Genomic DNA, 21,811 nt, shown 5'->3' on the forward strand with positions numbered 1-21,811 from the left:
TCAAGGATTCCATTGGTTGGAAAGGGCCGGACGCACTGTCTTCAAATCCGGGGAATTTTCCAGGAAGTTATCCGGGTAGTAACCGAAGCTCGTGACACCCTGGCGCTTGAGTACACCCATCCATTCAGCCATCTGCTTGCCGTCGATATCGGGCGCGGCCTTGGTGCGCCAGTCTTTGGCTTGCAGTTCAAACACGGTTTTCTGCATCGCACCAGGGCGCGCCTTGACCGTGGCTACCAGTTTTTCCAACCAGGCATTGGAAGTCTTGTACTCCTGGCCCTCCATCAGCGGCATGGCCATGGGCGCGGTCCAGTCATAGGTCTGGAGGAAGTCATCAAGGTTCTGCGCGAACCAGGCTTCGCTCTGTGGGTTGAGCATCGGCTCGGCGAAGATGTTGCGCGCGGTCTGCACCTGCGGCCCACCAATGGCGCGGACCTTGGCGGTCAGCTCGTTAGTGAAGTCGATCAGGTAACGGCTCTTGAAGCGGGTCCAGCGCTGCATCACCGCTGGGTCAGCGCGCAGCGCCTGGATGGTGCCCGGCAGGCCGTTGGCAGCATAAGCCTTGAGCGCGGCGGGGCTGGCGTCTTCGAAATCGTTGAGCACCGCATCATCGTGGTACAGCACGCCGTCGATGGCATTGTTTCGCGCCAGGTCTTCGTAGATCTCGCCGATGATCTTGCGCACTTGCGGGTCAAACGGCGACAGGCGTTTGTATTGGTCGGGGTCGAGGCCGATCTTGCCGGTTTCCGGGTCCCAACGTGTCACACGAGGCAGTTTGGGGTCGAGGGCGAAACTGAGCACCGGCATCCAGGCATACACACTGGCATGCGCTCGGGTGTGCAGTTGCCAGGAAACGCGGTTGAACAGGTCCGCGCGCACAGGCAAATGGCGGTTGGGGAAGTACAGTTCGTGCACCAGGCCGTCGCCCTTGGGATCGGCGAACGCTTGCAGGAACACAGTGCCCGCGCCCATGTCCACGACCCGTTGGACCAGTTGGTCGAGGTTGCGTGCTTGTTGCGCCGGGTCCGGGTCGTAGACGTTGTCCAGGTCCACATGCAACACCCGCAGAGGCGCCTGGGTTTGCACCGCCACGATGCTGTTGGCGAAATGTTCGCCATCCGGGTCGGACGCCACCAGGAAGCGTGGGCTGTTCATCAAGTCATTGGAGCTGTCGAGACCGTCCTCCAGGGTAAGCGCCATCTGGTAGCCCTGTTCGCCGACGATTGCCAGCGAAGTCCCCTTCGCGGCACCGTACGGCCAGACCCACACGCGAGGTTTCTTGCCGGTGACACTCTGGATCTTGTGGGTGATCGCCGTCACGTCGGCGCGCATCCGCGCGTCGAATTGCGCTTGGCTTTCATAGCGTCCCGTGGCGGGATCGAAGCGTAGCGACGTCGCCGCCGGCTCCAGGTTGCCCTGGGGGTTGGCCAGGATGCCGGTGTGGCTGGCATCCGTGTGTGCGGCGATTTCCACCAGGCCGGACTGAGACACTTCGCGAATCTGCTGCCAGGTAAGAAACTCGCCACGCGGCCGCGGTTGTCCGGCAAAGTCCACCGGTTTGTTTTGCGGCGTGTCGATCCAGTAGCCCACGGGCGCCAGCACCGCTGGCCAGTGATAGGCGCGCAGGATCGGCATCACCCGCGTGTAAAAGCTGGAGTAACCATCGTCGAAGCTGAGCATGATGGCCTTGGGCGGCAACGCTGGCCCGCCGTTACGGGCAGCCAGGATCTGGTCGACGCTGACCGCCTGATAGCCGTTCTCCCGTAACCAGGCCAACTGCTCGATCAAGCGCTCGGTGCGCACCGCCACCACAGCCTGATCGGGGTCGCGATCCTCAACGTCGTGGTAGGCAATGCCCAGGAAATGGTTCTTCGGCCACGGCGCTTCATTAGCCGGTGTCGGCCGCTCGGCGGGTGGAGTGAATGGCGCGGGTTGCTGGGCACAGGCACTGGCCAGCAATACGCCCAGGATCAACAAGCAACGGCTGAGGACGGTCATGGTCAGGCTCTTCTAGAAACGGTAAGTGAGGTCGACGAGCAGACGCAGATCGCGTTCGCGATCACCGTCGTAAGGTCGGCTGATCAGGCTCAGGTTGGCGCCGGCCTCCAGAACATCGTTCCAACGATAACGTTGGCCGTAGCCGACCAGACCAATACCACCGGTGGAATAGTCCTGTTGGCTGTAGGTACCCGCACCGATCTGGAACTGCTGACTCCACTGGGTCTCGTAGCGGTGATAGAGCACATGGTTGATGTTGATGACGGGCAATACGGTGAAGTCAGACTTCGGGTTGAAGTAGATCGTGTCTTCCTTGCTATTGCGGCTGGCACCAACTTCCAGGCCCAGGTCCACTTGCACCCGAGGTGAGCTGTAGAGGCCTTCGCGGCCACTGAGCAAGGCTTCGAAACGGTCGTTGCCATCGCTGAAGTGGGAGGGGCTGAGGGTCAGTTTCCATTCGCGGCTTTCGTTGGCGCGCCAGCGAATAAAACCGCTGCCGCCGTTGGCGGTGATACCGGCATTCAGCGCCCGCAATGGCGTGGTCGACAGGAGGTAGCCGAGGCTACCGCCGTATTGCCAGTTGTCGTTGATATCGCGGGCAATCGACACCGCAGCGCCTTGCTTGGAACCATCGCCGTAGGAGTGGTTGGAGACCTCGGCTTCCAGCGTCATATCGCGTGTACGCCGTTCTACCCCGACCGTCTGCCAACGGTGCTGGCCGGTGCCTTCTTCGAAATCGGCGCGGGCATAGCCAGCGCCAGCGAACAGGCGCCAGTCTTCGTCGATGGGCGGGGTATAGATACGGCTTTCAATACCCCAGTCGCGACTACCCGACACGGCGCCGGCCTCGTTGTCACTGCCGCCGCCGAAGCTTTTACCGGTGTAAGCCTCCACACGCAGCTCGGCCATGTCGTGTACATCGCGCAGACGGCTCAGGCGCTGCACTTGGCGGTTGTCCGGGTTGCGCGCCAGCACGTCATCGGTGAGCACGTCGAGCTGGCGCCACTCCTGCAGGTCCATCGCGGTGTAGGCCTGGCTGACTTCCAGGCCAATGTCACGCGGGGCCTGGGCTTCGGTTTCCTTGAGTACGCCTTCGGCGCGGCGTGGCAAGTCCCGGGCGCGATACATGTCGGCCTGGGCCAGGCGCAGGCCGACGTTGCCGGGGGCCTTGGCCACCAACGCCTCAAGCCCTGCTTCGCTGCCCGGCAGGTCACCGCCGTAGACGCCGGCCTGGGCCGAGAGTTGCTGCGCGTCCATCCAGGCATCGTTGGGGTTGCCGATGGGCAAGCCCTTGAGTTCGACCCGAGGCTTCTGGCTGTTGGCGAGGCTGTTGGCGACTTCGCGGGCGTCTTCGCCTTTGTTGCTTTCCTGCAGGGCATAAAACAGTGCGGAGGTATCTTCGACCCGATCATCCGGCTCGGCATCCGGCGCACTCAACGCTTGTCGATACAGCGGCTCGGCCTTTTCCGGCTGGCGTTGGTCGAGGTACGAAGCGGCCACCCAACGCACGGCATACGTGGGCAATTGCACGCCTTCACCCTGGAGGGTTTCGTATTCGCGGATCACTTCTGCGGTGCGCGCCCGAGCCTTGAGGGCACCCAGGCGGTCGATGCGCCAGCGCACCACATCGTCGTGGGCACTGGCGTCGGGTGTCCAGCGAGTGAGCAGTTTGTCGTAGTCCGCCAGCGCGCGGTCGGCGACCACATAGCGTTCTTTTTCGGAGCGGGTAGCGAACTCAGCCATGCGCACGCGCTCGGCGGCGAGGTCACCTTCCAAGCGGCGCTGAGTCACCGGGTCCAGCAAGCCGGGACGCTTGGCCGACAGGCGCAGTGCCGGCTCCGGCAAGCGCGCTTTTTGCAGGGCGACGATATATTCGCGGGCGACTTCCGGTTTGTCCCCGGCGCGGATGAACGCCTGGTCGAACTCAAACAGCGCGTCGTACTGCAAGCCTGCACGGGTCAACGCGTAGCCCAGCGCCATGCGTCGATTGGGGTCATCGGGCTTGGCAGCCACCAGCGCACGGGTGCGTTGCACGGCCTCACTGGCTTGGCCACCGTCGGCCTGCGTGAGGGCCTGGCCCAGTTGCAGGTCGACATTATCGGGTTCACGCACCAACGCCTGGCGATAGACCTCAGAGGCTTGCGCCCACTGCTTTTGATTGCGGTACGTGCGCGCAACCGTCGCCAGTGCCTGGGTGGTCAGGTTGCGATGCTTGCCCTGAGCCTCATATACCTTCAGCACCTCGGCATCCTGCCCGGCCCAGCCGGCGATCACGATATGGTCGCTGATCTGGCCAGGGGTCTGGCGTTCGGCAGGTAGCTGGCGCAGTTGGGTAAGGGCGGGTGTGAAGTTGCCGTTGCGCGCCTGGATAATCAGGGCGTCATAGGCAGGATCTGCCATGGCAAACGCAGGCATCAGCAGTTGGCCGCATAAGGCTGCACCGATCAGCAATCGCAACCGGCCTGATGCACTGAATGGTAGGTTTCGCAGCATATCGTGAGCTTCCTTACACACGGAAAGCTGTAACGATAGGTGGTCCTGAGCAATTTGCATCAGGGTGTCGGCGTCTAGTGACCCGACCTAGCTTTCCTGTACGAACTATCCCCGACGCCTGTATCAAAAAGGACAAGTCATAACAATTGTTCAGAATTGACCACGAATCTGAAAAATGAATGGGGGAGCGGACTTGCCTGCGCTAAGGGGCTACCAGTCGACTGGAGTGTCGATTGTTTGACCCTTACCGCGGGCAATCCCGCTCCCCCATTATTTATTTCTGGGCGATGGCGAAATTCTTACTGCGCCTGGCTCACGGCACCGACCTTGGCCATGACAAAACCAATGAACTGCTCGACGGTCATCTTCTGGCCGTTGAAGGTCACTTCATTGTTGGCGTAATGCAGCTTGGAAACGACGTCGGTACCCACCAGTGTTGCCAGCTGTGTGCCAACGGCCAGGCCGCTGACCATCTCGGCAGCCATTTGGGATTGTTGCTCGATGGCTTGAGGATCGGTCAGGCCGCCGATCTGCGCTTGCAGGGCGGAAACGTCGGCGATCATCGGCTTGGACAGGGTCAGGTTGGCGTCCAGCAGGGCGACCATCTGCTTGCCCAATTCAACCGGTGGCAGCTCCATGGATGCAGGCTTGGCCAGGTCCAACAGCAGGGTGAACTTGCTTTCACCGTGAGTGGTTTTCAGCGACAGGTTTTCCACCGCCACTTGTGGCTTGGCCGCCAGTACCTGGTTGACGTTGGCTTCGGCCAAGGCTTGCTCGGCGTCGGTCAGTTGCAGCTCGGGAACCGGCTGGTCGGCGGCGGCAGCGGCTTGTACCGGTTGCATCTTGTCTTGATACAGCTTGGTCAGCACCAGCATCGCCGGGATATCGACGTTCTTCATGCTCAGGGCCATGGCTGCCGAACCAACGGGTTTGCCCTGGTAACCGATCTCGTCGATCTTGTAGTCGACACGGCCGGCCAGGTTGTTGTCTTTGGTTTCGCTGGTGTCTTTTTGCTCAAAGCCCTTGAGGGTCAGCACGGCTTTCTGTGGGCCGAAGGTCACCTTGGTGTCGGTCAGCTCGACGGTGTTCTGCCCGGTGTAGAAACCAAAGGAGGACTTCTCCAGGTTGCTCGCCACGGTCAGGCCGGCCAGTTCGGCTTCGAACGGTTCGCCATTGGCATCGATCACGGCGACCTTGAGGCTGTTCATGTAGCCATCAAGCTTGACCTTCTGGCCTTCGGCGGTGCTGTCGTAGTCCAGGTTGGCGCCGGAGAAGCTCACCGACGACTTGTCGTCCTTGAGCTCCAGGGGCAGCAATTCGACATTGCCCGTCACCGAGCGGTTGTAGCCGATATTGGCCACGCCCTTGAGCGGCGACACGTCTTTGCTGGCGGCGAACCATTTTTCGGTGGTGGCGTTCTTTTCCAGCGCGTAGTGACTGGTGGCCATGACCGGCAACCATTTCAGCGACACCAGGCGCGAGAACGGCAGCGGGCCGTGCTCGATGTGGTCGACGAACAGCAACTCGGGGTTAGGGTTCTCTTCACCGAACACCGAACCTTGCCCCTTCAGGCGGTAATGCGCGGTGCTGCTGAACAGGCCACGGTCCAGGGACACCAGCTCCAGCGTCGCAGTGCCATCGACGCCGGCCATGGAGGTCTGCAGTTCCTTGTTGGCATTCTGGATCGCGGTTTGCAGTACCGGCTCCAGTTGTTTACCGGTGTACCAGGCGCCGCCTGCACTGACGACGCCAACGGCGACAACGAAACCCAAAAGAACAACTGCTGGCTTATTCATGAAGTGACCTGATCAAATCCTGTGAGAAGTGGGCTGTCTTCCTTGAACCCGTGTGGGTTGGCTCAAGCCCGCCGAAAACGGGGGAAGATTAGCACTGGCGGCCGCGAACGGCCCAGTTTTCTCAGAGGGGTCAGGCCAGCAGATGGTTCACCCGGCCGTTAAGGAATACTCCTGGTCGATCTCGTCCAACTGGTGGTCGAAGCTCTTCAAGCGCGCCGTCCAGGTGTACACCAACACCTCAAACTCGCGGTGTATCACGGCGTTGCCCGGCGTGTCGGCCTTGGGGTCGCAGAAGTCCAGTTGGTAGCGCTCACGGGCCATTTGCGTGGCGACGTCAGACAATTCCCGCGCGTTATTCAGCCAGTGCCTACCGTCGGCGACTTGTTGGTCCAGGGCGACGCATTGTTTTTTGAGGGCTTCGAGGCTTTTTTCCAGCGGGGTGCCGGTCAGCTCGCCCATCACTTCCTGAAAGGTGCGCCCAGGTTGCCAGTAGCTGCCCCAGAAATAGCGGTCGAACACGGTTTCGACACGGCGCAGCGCGACCTTGGTGTCCCAGATCGCCACGCGCGTCTTGCCCTGTTCGAGCAGTCTTCGCTTCACCCGTTGGTTTTGGTAGGAAGCCCAGGCGACCACGCCAATCGACAAGGTGCCGATCACCAGGCAGGCGCTGTCGAGAAACACCATGGCCTTGTCAATTTGATGGGCGAGCATGACGCCGTAGAAATAAGCAGCCGATAACAACACCAGTGCGAAGACCACGCACCAGAAAGCGGGAGCATAAGGGTTTTTCATTATTGGAATCCCCATGAGCAAACGCGAGCTATGACCTGCGGGTCATCACGGAGACCCGCCTGTCAAAGCATAGCTATTTGCTCAGGGTTTGCTGACCGGTGCAGCGTGCGTTCGTCCGCTTTCCCAGCCGCCGCCAAGGGCCAGGAACAAGTCGATCTGGCTCATGGCAACCTGGGTGTTGGCCGCCGCCAGTTGCGCCCGTACGTCGGTGTAGGTGCGGGTGGCTTGCAGGTCGGCCAGGAACGACGCGCGGCCGGCCTGGAAGAAGCGATGGGTCTGCCCCGCCGCTTCCTTGGCCGACTCGCCGGCTTCGCTGAGGGCGTCGCGACGTTGCAGTTGCGCAGTGTATTGCGCCAGGCCCGTCTGGGTTTCACGGATGGCGTTGAGCACGACGCCGTCGAAGTACGCCAGGGCGCCCTGGGTCGCGGCTTCGGCTTCGTGGATGCGGGCGCGGGCGCCATTGGTCGGTACCGACCAACTGATCAGCGGGCCAAAGCCCCAACGGTTGGTCGGTGCGGTCCCCAGGTCATCCAGGATACCCACGGTGCCGATCGTGGCGCCGATGCTGATGTCTGGGTACAACGCGCCGGTGGCCACGCCGATGCGCGCGGTGGCAGCCGCCAACTGGCGCTCAGCCTGGCGCACATCGGGACGACGCTTGAGCAGCGCAGCACCGTCGCCCACCGGCAACAACTGGGCGATGTGCGGCAGTTCTGCGCAAGTGCCGGTGCCTGCCGGCAACTGGTCTACTGGCTTGGCCAGCAGCATCGACAGGCGGAACAAACCGGCCTGGCGCGCCGCTTCGTAGCGCGGCATGTCGGCGCGCAAGGATTTGTATTGGGTTTGCGAACGGGTCACCTGGGTTTCATCGCCGCGCCCGGCATCACGCAAGCGTTGGGTCAGCTCGGTGCTCTGGCGTTGCAGGTCCAGGGATTCGTTGGCGATGGCCAGCTCTTCGTTGGCGGCGCACACCTGGGTGTAGGAACGCACCACATCTGCCACCAGGGTGATACGGGCGATATCGGCGGCGGCTTGCGCGGCGTCGGCACTGGCCTGGGCGCTTTCAATGCCGCGTTGCAAGGTGCCCCACAGGTCGAACTGATACGAGGTACTGATGCCGACACTGCCGATATTGGCCACCGGGACTTTTTCCGTCAGCAAAAACGCTTCACCGGACTCCTGCAGGCGCTGCGCCTCGGCCTTGACGCCGGCATTCCAGCCGCCGGCGGACTCAGCTTGCTGCACCTGATAGCGCGAGCGCTGCAGGTTGGCGGCTGCCACGCGCAGGTCGGTATTGGACGCCATGGCCTGGCGCACCAGTTCATCCAGGCGTCGGTCGTTGTAAAGCTTCCACCAATCCGCCGGAACCGGCGCCGACACCACGTTGCTGCCCTCGCCCGCGATCTGCCCTTGCAGGTCGCCACGTTTGACGGCGGCTTCATCCGGCAACGTGTAGTCCGGCCCGACCATTTGGCAGGCCGACAGCAACAACCCTAGCGCAGCGGTTGCCAGGAGCCGATTCATGGCTTGTCTCCGTCTTTCACCTTATCGCCGATGATCGACACCGTCGCGGTACGCCCGGCGATCATGCGAAAGTCTGCCGGCACATCATCAAAGGCGATGCGCACCGGAATCCGCTGGGCCAGGCGCACCCAGCTGAACGCCGGGTTGACGTTGGGCAGCAGGTTGGAGCCGCTGGTGCGGTCGCGGTCTTCGATGCCGGCGACGATGCTCTGCACATGACCGCGCAGACGGGCGTTGTCGCCGATCACGCGGATATCCACTGCCATGCCAACGTGAATGCCGTCGAGCTTGGTCTCTTCGAAATAGCCGTCGATGTGGAAGGAATTGCTGTCCACCACCGACAACACCGGGCGCCCGGCGGTGACGAACTCCTGGTTACGCGGCGCGCGGTCGTTGACGTAGCCGTCCACCGGGCTGCGGATCACCGAGCGATCCAGGTTGAGCTGGGCCGAATCCACCGTTACCTGCGCTTCGGCCAGGGCCGATTGGGCACGGGCCACGCGGGACTGGCTTTCTTCCAGTTGCTCACTGGGCACCAGGTTGCCGAGGCCACGGTTACGCTTGTACTCGCGGTTGGCCTGGGCCAGGGTTTCCTGGCGGTCAGCCACGGCGGCCTGGGCTTGGCGCAGGGCCAGCTTGAAGCGGTCCTGGTCGACGGCGAACAGCACCTGGCCCTTGGTCACCAATTGGTTGTCGCGCACGTCCACTTGCTGGATCAAGCCGGACACGTCCGGGGCGATCTGCACGATGTCGGCACGGATGTGCCCGTCACGGGTCCAGGGCGCAAACATGTAGTACATGACCATGCGCCATACAACGACGACCGCGAAACTCACGATCAATAACGTCAGGACTACACGGCCGATGGTCAAAAAAGGTTTTTTCATGTCATCAGGTATCGACTGAGTGAGTCCACCGCGCCCAGCAACAGCGCGTAGAGCCCCACGTTGAACAATGCCCGGTGCCAGACCAGGCGATAGAAGTGGAGGCGGGTCAACAGCCCGTGCACCACCAGGAACAACACATACGTAATGCCCATCAGCACCAGCAGCGTGGGCAGGAACACCCCGCTGATATCCAGATCACCGATCATAAAGGCGCTCCATCGGGTAGCGGCGCTTCCATCTCGGTGCCGCCAATGAATTCCACACCCGGCAACAACGCCAGGCGCAGGCCAGCCAGCGCGTGCAGCAAGTGCACACGGGTGTCGTCTTCGTCTTGCAGGCCCTGGCCGTTGAGGGCGCGGCGCGTGCGGTCGAGGGTCATCAGCAGACCGCTCGGCGCCGGCAAGCGTTCACCGGCCTTCAGACAAGCCTTGAAGTAACCGCCCACGCCTTCGACCACCTGGTTGAGCAACACCCGTGGCACGCCAAGGATGCGTGGCGAATAGGCCAGCAGGTCGAGCAGGTTCAGCGCCACGCGCAGGTCACGCAGGGCGATGCCGGTGTCCTGGTTGGTCAGCGCCAGGCGCGGCAGATGCTGCATCAGGCGGTCGAGCATTTGCGCGGCCATGTGCCGGTGCTCGGCGAGGGTGGCGGGTTCGGTCATGCCGACGATGTCGCGCCAGCTGAAACGGGTCAGGCGCTTGGCCGCCAGTTCCGCACCGAAAGGCCGTGCGATCAGCGTCCAGACAAAGGCGAACAACAGCCCCACCGGCCCGGCGAGGTTAACGTTGGTGAAGTTGAGAAAGTCCGCGTCATAGGCGCCCTGGATGCTGATGAAGGACGAGGTGTTCACCAGCGTCAGCAACATGCCCAAGTAGAAACGCGGCTGAACCGTGAGTGTGCCAATGCAGATAAACGGCACGGCAAACGCCAGCACCAACATCGGGAAATCGTGCAGGTTGGGCAGTACCAGAAACAAGTAGAGGCTGGCGAACAGCACCGACATGGCGGTCCAGAAAAAGAACCGGTAGATCTGCGGCGCCGGGTCGTCCATCGAGGCGAAGAAGCTGCAGGCCACGGCGGCCAGGATCACTGCACTGCCGCCGTCGGTCCAACCCAACAAGATCCACAGCACCGAGGCGACGATGATCGCGCTGACGGTGGAAAACGCCGAGTAGAACATCAGGCCACGGTCGAGGAACGGCGTGAGCCGTCCCAGGCGCCAGTGGCGATAGACGGCGCGCCAGGTGTCCTGGCTTTCACATTCGATGGCGGCTTGCAGGCTGCGGCAGTCTTGCCACAGGTCGATCCACTCAGCCAAACGGTACAGGGCGTTGGAGAACAACAGCGTGTGCCGGTCGTCCAGCGTTTCGCCCGTGGGTTGCAGGGCGTCGACCTGATCACGCAGGGCGCGCCAGCTGTCCAGCGAGGCGTTTTTCTGACTGCTCTCCAGCCACTCATTGGCCGCTTGCAGCAACCGCGTGAGTTTCTCCAGGAACTGCGGCGCACGGTGTTCGACGGCGTACAGCGCATCATCGAGTTCTTCCACCACCGGCAACAGGTGAATCATGCGCCCACGCAGTTCCTTGGTGTTGCGTACCGTCTGCGGCCGAGCGCCTTCGTGGGGCAATTGGCCGATCATCAATTCCAGGGTGTTGAACGTGGCAACCATGCCGCCGCGCAGGTTGCTGACTTCTTCCGGGTTCACGTTGCGCGTCAGGAAGCGCTGGCTGTAGACCTGGGCGTCGGCAAACCACTTGGCCACCGAACCATCGAACACAGGCATCAGTCGGCGCGGCCAGAACATCGCCCCCACCACCGCTGCCACCGCGATACCGAGGAAGATTTCCTCGGTACGCGCCTCGGCCACATCCCACACCGCCAAGGGGTTATCCACCACCGGCAGAGCGATCAGCGGCAAGGTGTAGCCGGCCAGCATCAGGGCGTAGTTGTTCGCGGTGCGCAGGTGCATGGAAAGGAACAGCAAAATCCCCGTCCACAGCGCAATCACCACCACCAGCACATACGGCGACTGCACGAACATCGGCACAAAAAACACCGCTGCCGCCGCCCCCATGAAGGTGCCGATGGCGCGGTACAGCGCCTTGGAACTGGTAGGGCCGACAAACGGACTGGAGACGATGTACACCGTGGCCATCGCCCAATACGGACGCGGCATTTGCATGAGCATGGCGATGTACAGCGCGATCATCGAGGCGGCGAAGGTACGCACGCCATAGAACCAGTCGCGGGCGGGTGGAAAGCCGGCAAAAAATCCGTTCAAAGTGTCGCCGCCTCAAAGGCGCGCAACACCCGCAAGGCGGCGGCCATATCATCGGGAGCGATATCCGCCAGCACTTCTTTGCGCAGGCGTACCAGTTGCACTTCCACCGCTTGCACCAGCTCACGGCCACGCTCGGTAAGGCTCAGTGCCTTGGCGCGGCGGTCGTGGATGTCTTCGGTACGGCACACGTAGCCGCCGTTGCACAACTGGTCGAGCAGGCGCACCAGCGACGGGCTTTCCATCCCGGAAGCCTGGGCGACCTTGACTTGGTGCACACCGTCGCCCAAACGGCCGATCATCAAGAGCGGCACGGCGCAGGCTTCGGAAATACCGTAGCTCACCAGCGTGGTCTGGCAGATTTTGCGCCAATTACGGGCGCCCACCACCATGCTGCTGCTGAGGTTCATCTGGAGTTGTTCGAGGGATTGAGGCACTGGATTGTTCGCATACAGTTAGTTTGCTAACTATCAATATGGTGGATGGAGCTGAGGCCGTCAAGTTTTGATACAAATTAGTGATGGGTGGTGGGAGGGTGTTGGGTAAGTAAAGCGGGTTAAGCGATTGCTGCAACACAGAGTTGTAGTGAGCGGGCTTGCCCCGCGCTGGGCGGCGAAGCGGCCCCAAAACAAGGCACCTGGGTTGCACGTGGGAAAATGGATTGGCCGGATTAGGGCCGCTTCGCAGCCCAGCGCGGGACAAGCCCGCTCACTACAAGAATGTGGCCGCCGTTTGTACCGGGCAAACCTTTTCCTACATCGATTCGTGATCGTACAGGCGGGGATGCGTTGCGGGGTACGCCGAAGCTCACCATATCGACGTATGACAGAATCCGCGTGCGGTGTTCCTCGAAATCATTGAGTACTACCCATTGCGACTATCGTCCATTTCCCCTAAAGATATAGAACGTTTCCGATACCACCTACAAAGTGTCGGAATCGCCCTCTCACTCCCCTATTAGCCTGAGGGTCTCCTCCTCAATAAACTCAAACACCTCCTCCGCCACGCTGTACTGAAACTGCTTGCGTCGGTGCTTTGAAACCTTCCCCTCGTTATCCAAGCACATCATCACCAGCTTCGACAGGTCACTGCCGCGCACGTCAAACCGCAGGTTCACGGCCTTGATCACCCGGTCATAGCGATCAAGAAATTCGGTTTCTTCGCGCAGTTCCACTTCCAGCGCACGGCGGGCCATTTGCAGGGTAAATTCGACACAGCGGGTGGCGTCCCAGTAGCGGTAGATCGACGGGTGACCGATGAAGTCGAAGGCCATTTGATCACCGTCCAGCCAGGTGACGTTCCAGAAGTCCCGGGTCGGTTGGGAGAACGCTTTAAGCGCCTCCAAGTAGGCTTGTTCTTCGTGTTTCATCGCGACGGAAACCGGCAGCAGCAGGCCGTTTCCCAGGGCACCGTAGTGGCAGAGGGTCTGGTGGATCAGGAAGCGGGACAGGCGCCCATTGCCATCCATGAATGGGTGCAGGAACACAAAGCCGAAGGCGGTGACAGCTGCGGCCACAAGCGGGTCAACTTCACGCACGGGCTGATTGGCGAAGGCCATCAATTCCTCCATTAGCTCCTGGCATAACCCGGGTGCTGGCGGCACGTAACTGACGCCCGCTGCGCCGCGCAGGCCATTGTGCAGATGGTTTTGTTCGTGGCGGAATGCGGCGGCTTTGTCGAAGGGGTTGGACACGGTGCTGTTTTGCAGTTCGACCAGATAGTCCTCCGTCAGCAATCGGCCTTCGTGGGCCTGGCGTAATAGTTGGACGAAGCGGCGAGATTTTTCTTCGCTGGGTTGTTCTTTTTCAATGGCGAACGAATCGCGCGTTTCGTGGAGGTAGGCCCATTGGATTGCTCGGTCCATCATTTCAGGGGGAAGGGTATCCATGAAGGACTTGGCGCGGCCTAAGATATCCAGGCTTAACAGGGCATCTATTTCAGACGTTCGCTCAACGGTCGCGCAATAAGCCAATGAGCCCAGGCCGTTGAAGTCGATACGCCAACGGGAATTGCGTGTAGAGGGTCCTGTCACATAGCGCTGAGGATCGAATAAGAGGGTGACGCGGCTGTTGATCGGTTTGCTGTAATCCAACCGTTGAAAGGTCAAACCCTCCCACAGATAGCAAACCTTGCGGATGAATACGCCGTTAGGGGCTTTTTCCAGCTCTTGCAGCAGTTGCTCCGGGCTGACCGCTTCAAGTGCCTGTGCGAGGATACCGAGGTTGATGCCTTCGTGTTTGAGTGCGAAAAGAATGTGATCGAGTACTGAGCCGGCCGACGGTGCGACGGCGTGGGGAACAGCTAGGCAGTCACCGATCATCGAGAGCCGCGTAACGGGTTTGATCACAGCGGCACGACTAGGGGCAATCGCTTTTAACCCAAGGGATTGATGGAGATAGGCATAACCAACCAGGGACATCGCGTAACCTCAGAAAAAGCTCACTTACGCGATTAAAGCGCAGTTTTTTTCAACCATCACCAGATTTTTTCAACTTTTTCGATTTTTTCTAAGTTTTTTGCACTCATTTCACGCGATGCAACAGAAGATTCAGCTCATCCACAACTTCAGCCCAATCCGCATCTTCCAGAATTTCATTACGCAAAAACTTCTTCTGGTTCTCCGTCCAAAAAAACGCGTCCTCCAGTTTCTGGTCGCGCTTGAGCGGCGAATGAACCGCCACAAACTTATCAATACTCACCGGGTCATCCGGCAAACCCAGCTGTTTGAAGAGTGACGACAAGCTGTGCACTGGCGGTTCCATGACGGGCTCCTGTTGAGGGGTTATTTGAACGAGTCTAGCGGCAACCCTCGGGCGGCGCCGACGGCACGTGGCACAGCACAAACAACCGCGCCCGGGCACCACCACCGTCCTGGCGACTGAGTTCACGCCAGCCGTCGGGCAGTGGCGCAAAATCATCCGGCGCTTCGTTGCTGCTGATCAGCCACACACGGCGCGTTTCCGCAGGCAGTGCCGACAAACGGTCGAGATAGATGCGCCCACCGTCCTGGTCCACCAGGGTGCCAAACCCGTAGGCGTTTGGCCGGGTCGGCGTGCCGTCGGGCTTGGACGGGGTGTAGAGCTGCAGCTGGGCATCGGTCTGGTCGTAATAGACATAGCTGAGGTACCACATCATGTCGCTGAGGACGATGCGGTCGTCTTCCTGGTAATTGCGATTGACGAACTCCACGGGCACGTTGAACTGGTCGTGCTCGTCGACGGTGAAGTTGTTCTTCAACCCCACCAGTTCCACCCCGACAAACAGCACGAACAACCCCGCTCCCAACAACGACAGGCGTGATGGCAGGCGGTCGATGGCCAGGGCGATGATGATCGGCAAACTCAACGCATACACCGTCAGGTAGCGTTCGATAAACACCGGGGAAATAAACGACACCGCGTATACCAGCAGCAGTGGCAGCAGGAAAAAAAACGCCAGCAGGCAGGCCGGACGGTAGCGCTCGCGTTCCTGCCAGGCGGTGGCGATCACGATCCCGACCAGCAACAACGGGAACAACCAGAACAGCGGCAGCCAGAAGCCAATGCCTTCATCTTGGAGCACGAACTGCCAGACCATCGACGGGACGGAGAACAGGTTGACCGGGTCTTCCCATCCAATGTCACCGCCCACCTTGAGCTGTTCGACGTGCTGCACCAGGTCCAGCAGGTTCGGCAACCAGGGCAGGTACAGCAACACAATCAAGGCATTGGCCACCCACCACGATGGACGCGCCAGCAGGCGTTGGCCTCGCGGCTGAGTGCCGTACAGCACACCCAGATAAGCCCAATGCACCAGTACGCACAGCGCGGTGAAGTAGTGGGTATAGAAACCGGCGCTCATCAGCAACGTGTACGCCGCCAGATAGCGTGTGCGCTCCGGCGACCGCACCCAATACACCAGCGCCAACGTGGCGCCCAGCAGCCAGACGCCCAGCAGCGAATACATACGCACTTCCTGGCTGTAACGCACGGCAGTCGGCAGCAGCGCCAGCAGGATTCCAGCCAGCACCGCGGCGCGGCGGGTGGACAACTGCCGTGTCAGCCAGATGCCCAGGCCCACGGCGACCACACCGGGGATTGCACTCATGCTGCGAATCGACCAGATGCTGTCACCGAACAGCTCGATCCAGCCGCGCAGCAAGAAAAAATACAGCGGCGGATGCACATCGTGCGCCGCGTGAAACCACAAGTCGGTCGCAGCGTATTCGCTAAGCAACAGGCTTGACCCTTCGTCGCCCCAGATCGCCGCCGACGTCAGCCCGTAAAAACGCAGGGCCATGGCCAGCGCCAAAATGGGTAACCACCAAAGACGACTGATCCAACCGGCACCTTCCCAGGTCCCCGTAAGGCGATTGAATGCGGGCAAGGCCCCAACCTTTTCATCTTGCTCTACCACAGACCTTCGCACCTCGATTCCCCTACCCTTGCCCTTTTGGCCGGCAAATATTGCCCATGCATCAATAACCGCCACTCTAGGACAAAAGCCCCGGATTCGCTGCTTGAATCGGATGAATCTTGTATTTGTGTGGGGCTTTACCGAACCAATAGTAGGAACAAGCTATGATTGGCACCTTTCAAGGACTCAGGATCAAGGACTCGTCATGCGTATCGGTTTTCTGTCACCCCTGGCGCTGGCACTGCTTGCCGGCGTCTCTCTTCAAGCCCAGGCCAGCGGCGACGATTCGTGCTACCCCGACTGGCGGGTCGCGCGTGACAACCTTGATGCCTGCAGCAACCTGCCTTTCTTGAGCCCAGGCAATGACAGTCGGGTCAACCTGCGCTTACTGCTGGCCGACAAGAAAACCACACCGCTAACGCCCGACGCCTTGAACGACGATGACTTGGCCCAGGGTTTCGGCCCGGTGCCGTTTCCGGTGTATCGCCTGACACCTCGTGCAGACGCGAGCGCCGAGCCCGACACCAAACCCGACGATTCGCGCACCGCCGAACTCGACACGTTGCTCGAACCGTTAGGCATCAAGCGTGAAGAATATAAAACCGCCGGCGCGGCCTTCCTCAACGGCGAAGGCAGCCGCTGCCGCAGTAACGATGACGACAGTGCCACGGCGTTTATCAGCCAGGTGATCAAAGCCGACATGCCCGCCGCCGAGCGGACCTCACTGGCCAAGGCACGCCTGCAACTGCTCGCCACCTGCGAGTGGGAAGGCCCTGTGTTGGCCGCCCCGCAGCAGATCCAGTCCGCCGACGGCCAGCTATTTCGCACCTACCTGCAGGCCGCCGCCGACTTCTATAGCGGGCGCTTTGCCGAGGCTGAGTCTGGTTTTATGGCCCTCGCCAGCGCCAGCTCACCGTGGCTGAAAGAAACCGCGCTGTACATGACCGCACGCACGGCGCTGAACCAGGCCCAGGCCAATACGTATGACGAGTACGGGGTGCCCCACCTCGACCGCGTGGACAAGGCCGCGCTGGCAAAGGCCGAGCAAGGCTTTGACGCCTACGTGAAGGCTTATCCACAGGGCGTATACAGCGCTTCCGCACGCGGCCTGTTGCGGCGGGTGTATTGGCTGGCGGACGACAACAACAAGCTCGCCGCAGCGTTAGCCTGGGAACTGACCCAAGCGACTGACACGCAGCGCAATGTGACCGTAGATGAGCTGGTGACAGAGGCTGACAACAAACTGCTCATGGTCACCCGCGACACCGTCAACACGCCGGTGATGCAACTGGTCAGCGACCTGATGATGATGCGTGCCCACACCCCGCCGACCCTGAGTCGCGAAGACCTCGACAAACAAAAAGCAGTGTTTGCCAACGAACCCGCGCTCTACGACTACCTGCTCGCAACCTACGCACTCTACGTTGAGCACCAGCCCGACAGTGCCCTGAAGCGCTTGCCCCAGGAGGTGCCATCGAACCTGGACTATTTCGCCTTCAGCCAACAGACCCTGCGCGCACTGGCCCTGGAAGACAAAAAAGACTGGCAAGGCGCTCAGGCGCTGTGGCTGAAACTGCTGCCTCTGGCCAAGTTGCCGTTGCAGCGCGACCAACTGGAACTGGCCCTGGCCATGAACTACGAACGCAGCGGCCAGTTGGCCAAGGTGTTCGCGGCCGACTCGCCGATCAGTGCCAAGCAAGTTCGCTACATCCTGCTGCGCAGCGTTGCCGGCCCCGAGTTGCTGCGCCAGCAGATCGCCCAGGCCAGCGACCCGTTGGAGCGCGAGACCGCGCAGTTCGTGTTGCTCTACAAAAACCTGCTGCGCGGCCAGTTCGCCACCTTCCTCGACGACCTCAAGCAACTGCCGACACCAGCCCCAGAGGACAAGCTCGGTACCAGCCTGGGCTATGTCTACAGCGCCAGCCAGACCTTGAAGCTGTTCCAGTGGAACGGTGACAAAGCCGAGTCCGGTTACGCCTGCCCAAGCATCGCGCAAACCGCAGCGACCTTGCAGGGCGACGCAAAAAACCCGCAAGGCCTGAACTGCCTCGGTGAGTTCATCCTGCGCAACAACCTGGACGGCATGCCTCTGGAACAGGCCCGCGCCGCCGGCAGCCTGGGCAGCACCGCCTCGGACTTCAAGGGTGAAACCTTCTCGCGACTCGAAGGCTACAAGCGTGTGATCGCCGACGCCAAGGCGCCGAAAAACGACAAGGCGTATGCCCTGTTCCGCGCCATCAACTGCTACGCACCCGCCGGCTACAACAGCTGCGGCGGCCAGGACGTGACACCCGCCGTGCGCAAGGCCTGGTTCCGCCAGTTGAAAAGCGGCTTTGCCGACACCCAGTGGGGCAAATCCCTGCAGTACTACTGGTGAAGTCGCTGTGGCTTGGCTTGCTGTTGCTGGCGAGCCCGGCCTTCGGCGCGGTCGACGCCCGGGACTATGACGCCTTCTGGCTGTGGAGCGGCGTCACCCCTCAGCCAGTACTCAAGCAGGCCAAGACGCTGTACATCCTCCAGGGCCAGATCAATTCCACCCGCCGCGCGCCCCAACGCGGCGTGCAAATGATCGCCCAGGGCATGAGCGTGCCACGCATCACCAGAGGCGAAGTGTGGGTGGTGTACCGCGCCCACACCCTGCACTGGCCCGAACCGGTTTATACCCAACTGCTCGGCCAGGTCCAACGCTGGCGCGACGCGGGCAACCCGGTCGTCGGGGTCCAAATCGACTTCGATGCCCGCACCCAATACCTGCACGAATACGCCGACTTCCTGCGCGACCTGCGCCAACGCCTGCCTTCTGATCTGCGCCTGAGCATCACCGGCCTGATGGACTGGAGCAGCAACGCCGACCCCGCCGCCATCGCCCAGCTCAAAGGCGTGGTGGATGAGGTGGTGGTGCAGACCTATCAGGGACGGCACAGCATCCCGGATTACGCAGCGTATTTGCCGCGCCTGAACCGGATGGGGTTGCCGTTCAAGGTGGGGTTGATCCAGGGCGGGGTATGGGAGGAACCGGGGTATTTGAAGGGCAATGAGTGGTTTCGGGGGTATGTGGTGTTTCTGCAAAACCCCTAGCGCCCATGTGCCCCCGCTGTTTGTAGTGAGCGGGCTTGCCCCGCGCTGCGTTCTGCCAGGCAAAACCGGATCGCCTGGCAGAACGCCGCGCGGGGCGAGCCCGCTCACTACAGGATTACCAATCGTAGGTCAGGCTCGACACCGCCGTGCGCCCTTGCCCGTAATAACAGTCCAGGTCGCTGGTGCACTGCGACACGTAGGTCTTGTTGGTCAGGTTCTGCACGTTCAGCGCAATCTTCACGCCTTTGAGTTTGAGCGGCGAACGGCTCAGGTCATAGCTCAGGCTGGCGTCGTAGACGCTGTATGACGGCACCGTGAAAGCGCCTTCATAGTAGTCACCCAGGCTTTCGCGCGCGTAGCGAACGCCCAGGCCTGCGCCGAGTCCGGCCAGCGGGGTGTCGCCGAGCACGGTGTAGTTAACCCACATCGAGGCCGTGAGCGGCGAGAGGCCTGCGGGGTGGCGGCCTTCGCGGCCGTCATTGTCCTTGGTGTATTTGATGTCGTTGCGCGAAGCCGAGGCGATGATGTCCCAGGCGTCGCTGAGGGTAGCCTTGGCTTCCAGCTCTACGCCGCGTGAGCGCATGGCGCCGCTTTGGGTGCTGTACAGCGGGTTCTGCGGGTTGGTGGTCAGCACGTTTTCCTGGTCGAGTTGGTAGACCGACACCTGCACAAAGCTCTTCTGGCCCGGCGGTTGGTACTTCACGCCAACTTCGTATTGCTTGCCGGTAGAAGGGTCGAACGGTTTGCTGTCGGCATCCGTGCCGGTCAACGGCAGGAACGACTCGGAGTAGCTCACAAATGGCGCCAGGCCGTTATCAAACAGGTACACCAGGCCTGCCCGACCAGTGAAGGCTTCGTCCTTGCTGGCGAAGCGCGTGTCCTGCACCGGGTCCTTGTTCACCACGCTGGCCCAGTCGTAGCGTCCACCGAGGACCAAGGCCCATTTGTCCAGCTTGATCTGGTCCTGCACGTATAGCCCGGTCTGGCTCAGGGTACGGTCCCAGCGAGCAACCGGGCCGAAGTTCAGACGCTGGCCGTAGACCGGGTTGAACAAGTCGATCACCGGCGGATTGTTGTCCCGACGCCCGCTGAACAGCGAGCCGGAGTGGTAGTAATCCAGGCCGACGATGACCGTGTGGGACAACGCGCCCGTGTCGAATTCGGCCTGGGCGAGGCTGTCCACGCCAAACACTTTGTTGTTCTGCTGCCAGTCCACGCCGAAGCGTTCCTGATAGCGCTGGTCTTCCACACCTGTGACGGGGTTGGCGGCAAACCTATAGCCGTGCAACGGCGCGATGTAATGGTCATCGACCTCGGCGTAGCGGGCGTTTTGCTTGAGGGTCCAGGTGTCGTTGAGACGATGGGAAATCTCGTAGCCCAGCGCGTACTGCTCGCGGTTGTAGCGGTTCACGCCAGGCTCGCCGATAAACAGGTCGCGCTTGATCTTGCCATTGGGGTTGGCCCACACCGTGCCGGATGCCGGCAGGCCCTGGGCCTCAGGGACGCCTTTGTCTTTCTGGTACTGCGCGAACAGCGTCACGCTGGTGTCATCGTTGGGACGCCAGGTGAGGCTGGGGGCAATGAACTGGCGCTTGTTTTCGACGTAATTGATTTCATCCTGCGCGTCGTTGGCCAAGGCGGTCAGGCGATAGAGAAACTCGCCTTGATCATCCAATGGGCCGCTCAGGTCGATGGCCGCGCTTTTGTGTTCGTAGGTGCCCGCTTCCAGTACCACCTGGTGTATCGGGGTTTCACTGGGACGCTTGCTCACCATATTGACGATGCCCCCGGGCTGATTCTGCCCGTACAGCACCGACGCCGGGCCCTTGAGCACCTCGATGCGCTCCAGGGAATAGGGCTCGATCTGCAACGCACCACCGGTGCTGCCACCACCGTAAGGCAGGTGCAATCCGTCGAGATACAACGGTGTCGGCGAGAAGCCGCGCGAAGTCGGTTCATCGAAGAGCTTGACCCGATCAGCAAAGCCGCCGGCCGCCATGCCAGGCGTGTAGAGCAGCGCCTGGGTAACGCTTTGCGCACCGCGCGCCTTGATTTCGTCGGCGGTGATGACGTTGATCGTCTGGGGAATTTCCACCAGCGCCGAGTCCGTCTTGCTACCGGACGCGCTACGCGTGGCGACAATGCCATCTACCGGCCCCCAGGCGCTTTCCTGCGCTTGCTGGCCGCTGATCTGGGTAGCGCCGAGTTGCAAGGTACCGCCAGCGGGCATCGCCTGTACCGACCAACCGCCCTGGGATTGCACCGCTACCAAACCACTGCCTGCCAACAACCGCTCCAGCCCGGCACGGACAGCATACTGCCCCTGCAAGCCCGCACTGCGCTTGCCTTCAGTGAGCGTGGCGTCCACCGAGAGCAAGATCCCTGAGGCGCTGGCAAACCGGTTTAACGCCTGGTCAAGACTGCCCGCCGGGATGTTGTAGGCGCGCAGAGCTTCGGTGGCCTCTACGGCGTGGGACAGGGTCGGCACCAGTGGCACCGTCGCCAGCAGGCTGGCAAACAGGCCACGACGCAGGGCGCGGGCCAAGGGTTGGATTGGGTGGTGCGGCATT

Annotated in this window: 15 protein-coding genes; 2 read left to right on the forward strand and 13 right to left on the reverse strand. The window is 61.4% G+C overall.

The window, feature by feature from the left end:
* The 12 genes from pgaB to CFE47_RS11330 form a co-directional block, all read right to left on the reverse strand.
* On the reverse strand, positions 1–1,998 hold the full coding sequence (gene pgaB, locus CFE47_RS11275) for a poly-beta-1,6-N-acetyl-D-glucosamine N-deacetylase PgaB (RefSeq protein WP_185704454.1): 1,998 nt from the start codon (positions 1,996–1,998) through the stop codon (positions 1–3).
* Positions 1,999–2,010: 12 nt separating this feature from the next.
* The gene (gene pgaA / locus CFE47_RS11280; RefSeq protein ID WP_286837029.1) at positions 2,011–4,491 is read right to left on the reverse strand and encodes a poly-beta-1,6 N-acetyl-D-glucosamine export porin PgaA; all 2,481 of its coding nucleotides are present in this window, start codon (positions 4,489–4,491) and stop codon (positions 2,011–2,013) included.
* 299 nt (positions 4,492–4,790) lie between these two features.
* A complete protein-coding gene (locus CFE47_RS11285; RefSeq protein ID WP_286837030.1) occupies positions 4,791–6,287 on the reverse strand; it encodes a YdgA family protein in 1,497 nt (498 codons plus the stop codon).
* Between the two features lie 147 nt (positions 6,288–6,434).
* A complete protein-coding gene (locus CFE47_RS11290; RefSeq protein WP_286837031.1) occupies positions 6,435–7,079 on the reverse strand; it encodes an NADH:ubiquinone oxidoreductase subunit N in 645 nt (214 codons plus the stop codon).
* An 81-nt stretch (positions 7,080–7,160) separates the two neighbouring features.
* Complete coding sequence (locus CFE47_RS11295; RefSeq protein WP_286837032.1) at positions 7,161–8,603, reverse strand: efflux transporter outer membrane subunit; 1,443 nt, start codon at positions 8,601–8,603, stop codon at positions 7,161–7,163.
* The gene (locus CFE47_RS11300; protein ID WP_286837033.1) at positions 8,600–9,490 is read right to left on the reverse strand and encodes an efflux RND transporter periplasmic adaptor subunit; all 891 of its coding nucleotides are present in this window, start codon (positions 9,488–9,490) and stop codon (positions 8,600–8,602) included. The genes CFE47_RS11295 and CFE47_RS11300 overlap by 4 nt, the downstream gene beginning before the upstream one ends.
* Positions 9,487–9,696 (reverse strand): DUF1656 domain-containing protein, encoded by a 210-nt coding sequence (locus CFE47_RS11305; RefSeq protein WP_010214247.1) that lies wholly within the window; start codon positions 9,694–9,696, stop codon positions 9,487–9,489. The genes CFE47_RS11300 and CFE47_RS11305 overlap by 4 nt, the downstream gene beginning before the upstream one ends.
* Positions 9,693–11,771: an FUSC family protein gene (locus CFE47_RS11310; RefSeq protein ID WP_286837035.1), complete on the reverse strand. Its 2,079-nt coding sequence runs from the start codon at positions 11,769–11,771 to the stop codon at positions 9,693–9,695. The genes CFE47_RS11305 and CFE47_RS11310 overlap by 4 nt, the downstream gene beginning before the upstream one ends.
* Entirely contained in the window at positions 11,768–12,178 is a 411-nt protein-coding gene (locus CFE47_RS11315) for a MarR family winged helix-turn-helix transcriptional regulator (protein WP_124526276.1), read from the reverse strand. Before CFE47_RS11315 ends, CFE47_RS11310 begins: the two co-directional genes overlap by 4 nt.
* Positions 12,179–12,714: 536 nt before the next feature.
* Positions 12,715–14,187, reverse strand: coding sequence for a Fic family protein (locus tag CFE47_RS11320; protein WP_286837036.1), 1,473 nt, complete (start codon positions 14,185–14,187; stop codon positions 12,715–12,717).
* A gap of 103 nt (positions 14,188–14,290) precedes the next feature.
* Complete coding sequence (locus tag CFE47_RS11325; protein ID WP_286837037.1) at positions 14,291–14,530, reverse strand: DUF2789 domain-containing protein; 240 nt, start codon at positions 14,528–14,530, stop codon at positions 14,291–14,293.
* A 34-nt stretch (positions 14,531–14,564) separates the two neighbouring features.
* Positions 14,565–16,175, reverse strand: a complete 1,611-nt coding sequence (locus tag CFE47_RS11330; protein ID WP_286837038.1) for a glycosyltransferase family 39 protein — start codon at positions 16,173–16,175, stop codon at positions 14,565–14,567.
* Positions 16,176–16,368: 193 nt separating this feature from the next.
* Between CFE47_RS11330 and CFE47_RS11335 the strand changes: the two genes are divergently transcribed.
* Together CFE47_RS11335 and CFE47_RS11340 are read left to right on the forward strand one after the other, a co-directional pair.
* The gene (locus tag CFE47_RS11335) at positions 16,369–18,540 is read left to right on the forward strand and encodes a PA5441 family protein (RefSeq protein WP_286837040.1); all 2,172 of its coding nucleotides are present in this window, start codon (positions 16,369–16,371) and stop codon (positions 18,538–18,540) included.
* On the forward strand, positions 18,537–19,241 hold the full coding sequence (locus CFE47_RS11340; RefSeq protein WP_286837042.1) for a DUF3142 domain-containing protein: 705 nt from the start codon (positions 18,537–18,539) through the stop codon (positions 19,239–19,241). The genes CFE47_RS11335 and CFE47_RS11340 overlap by 4 nt, the downstream gene beginning before the upstream one ends.
* A 115-nt stretch (positions 19,242–19,356) precedes the next feature.
* Here CFE47_RS11340 and CFE47_RS11345 read toward each other — a convergent pair whose 3' ends face one another.
* Positions 19,357–21,810 carry a TonB-dependent siderophore receptor gene (locus tag CFE47_RS11345; RefSeq protein ID WP_286837044.1) on the reverse strand — a complete coding sequence of 818 codons (2,454 nt, stop codon included), beginning with the start codon at positions 21,808–21,810 and terminating at the stop codon, positions 19,357–19,359.
* Position 21,811 lies beyond the last annotated feature (1 nt).

This window comes from Pseudomonas sp. PGPPP1 (assembly GCF_002255865.1).
GTDB lineage: Bacteria > Pseudomonadota > Gammaproteobacteria > Pseudomonadales > Pseudomonadaceae > Aquipseudomonas > Aquipseudomonas cremoris.

Coding starts and splice junctions, on each gene's coding strand:
- CFE47_RS11290 (WP_286837031.1), bottom strand. CDS start 7,079: ATGAAAAACCCTTATGCTCCCGCTTTCTGGTGCGTGGTCTTCGCACTG.
- CFE47_RS11325 (WP_286837037.1), bottom strand. CDS start 14,530: ATGGAACCGCCAGTGCACAGCTTGTCGTCACTCTTCAAACAGCTGGGT.
- CFE47_RS11335 (WP_286837040.1), top strand. CDS start 16,369: ATGCGTATCGGTTTTCTGTCACCCCTGGCGCTGGCACTGCTTGCCGGC.
- CFE47_RS11300 (WP_286837033.1), bottom strand. CDS start 9,490: ATGAAAAAACCTTTTTTGACCATCGGCCGTGTAGTCCTGACGTTATTG.
- CFE47_RS11320 (WP_286837036.1), bottom strand. CDS start 14,187: ATGTCCCTGGTTGGTTATGCCTATCTCCATCAATCCCTTGGGTTAAAA.
- CFE47_RS11305 (WP_010214247.1), bottom strand. CDS start 9,696: ATGATCGGTGATCTGGATATCAGCGGGGTGTTCCTGCCCACGCTGCTG.
- pgaA (WP_286837029.1), bottom strand. CDS start 4,491: ATGCTGCGAAACCTACCATTCAGTGCATCAGGCCGGTTGCGATTGCTG.
- CFE47_RS11315 (WP_124526276.1), bottom strand. CDS start 12,178: ATGAACCTCAGCAGCAGCATGGTGGTGGGCGCCCGTAATTGGCGCAAA.
- CFE47_RS11295 (WP_286837032.1), bottom strand. CDS start 8,603: ATGAATCGGCTCCTGGCAACCGCTGCGCTAGGGTTGTTGCTGTCGGCC.
- CFE47_RS11345 (WP_286837044.1), bottom strand. CDS start 21,810: ATGCCGCACCACCCAATCCAACCCTTGGCCCGCGCCCTGCGTCGTGGC.
- pgaB (WP_185704454.1), bottom strand. CDS start 1,998: ATGACCGTCCTCAGCCGTTGCTTGTTGATCCTGGGCGTATTGCTGGCC.
- CFE47_RS11285 (WP_286837030.1), bottom strand. CDS start 6,287: ATGAATAAGCCAGCAGTTGTTCTTTTGGGTTTCGTTGTCGCCGTTGGC.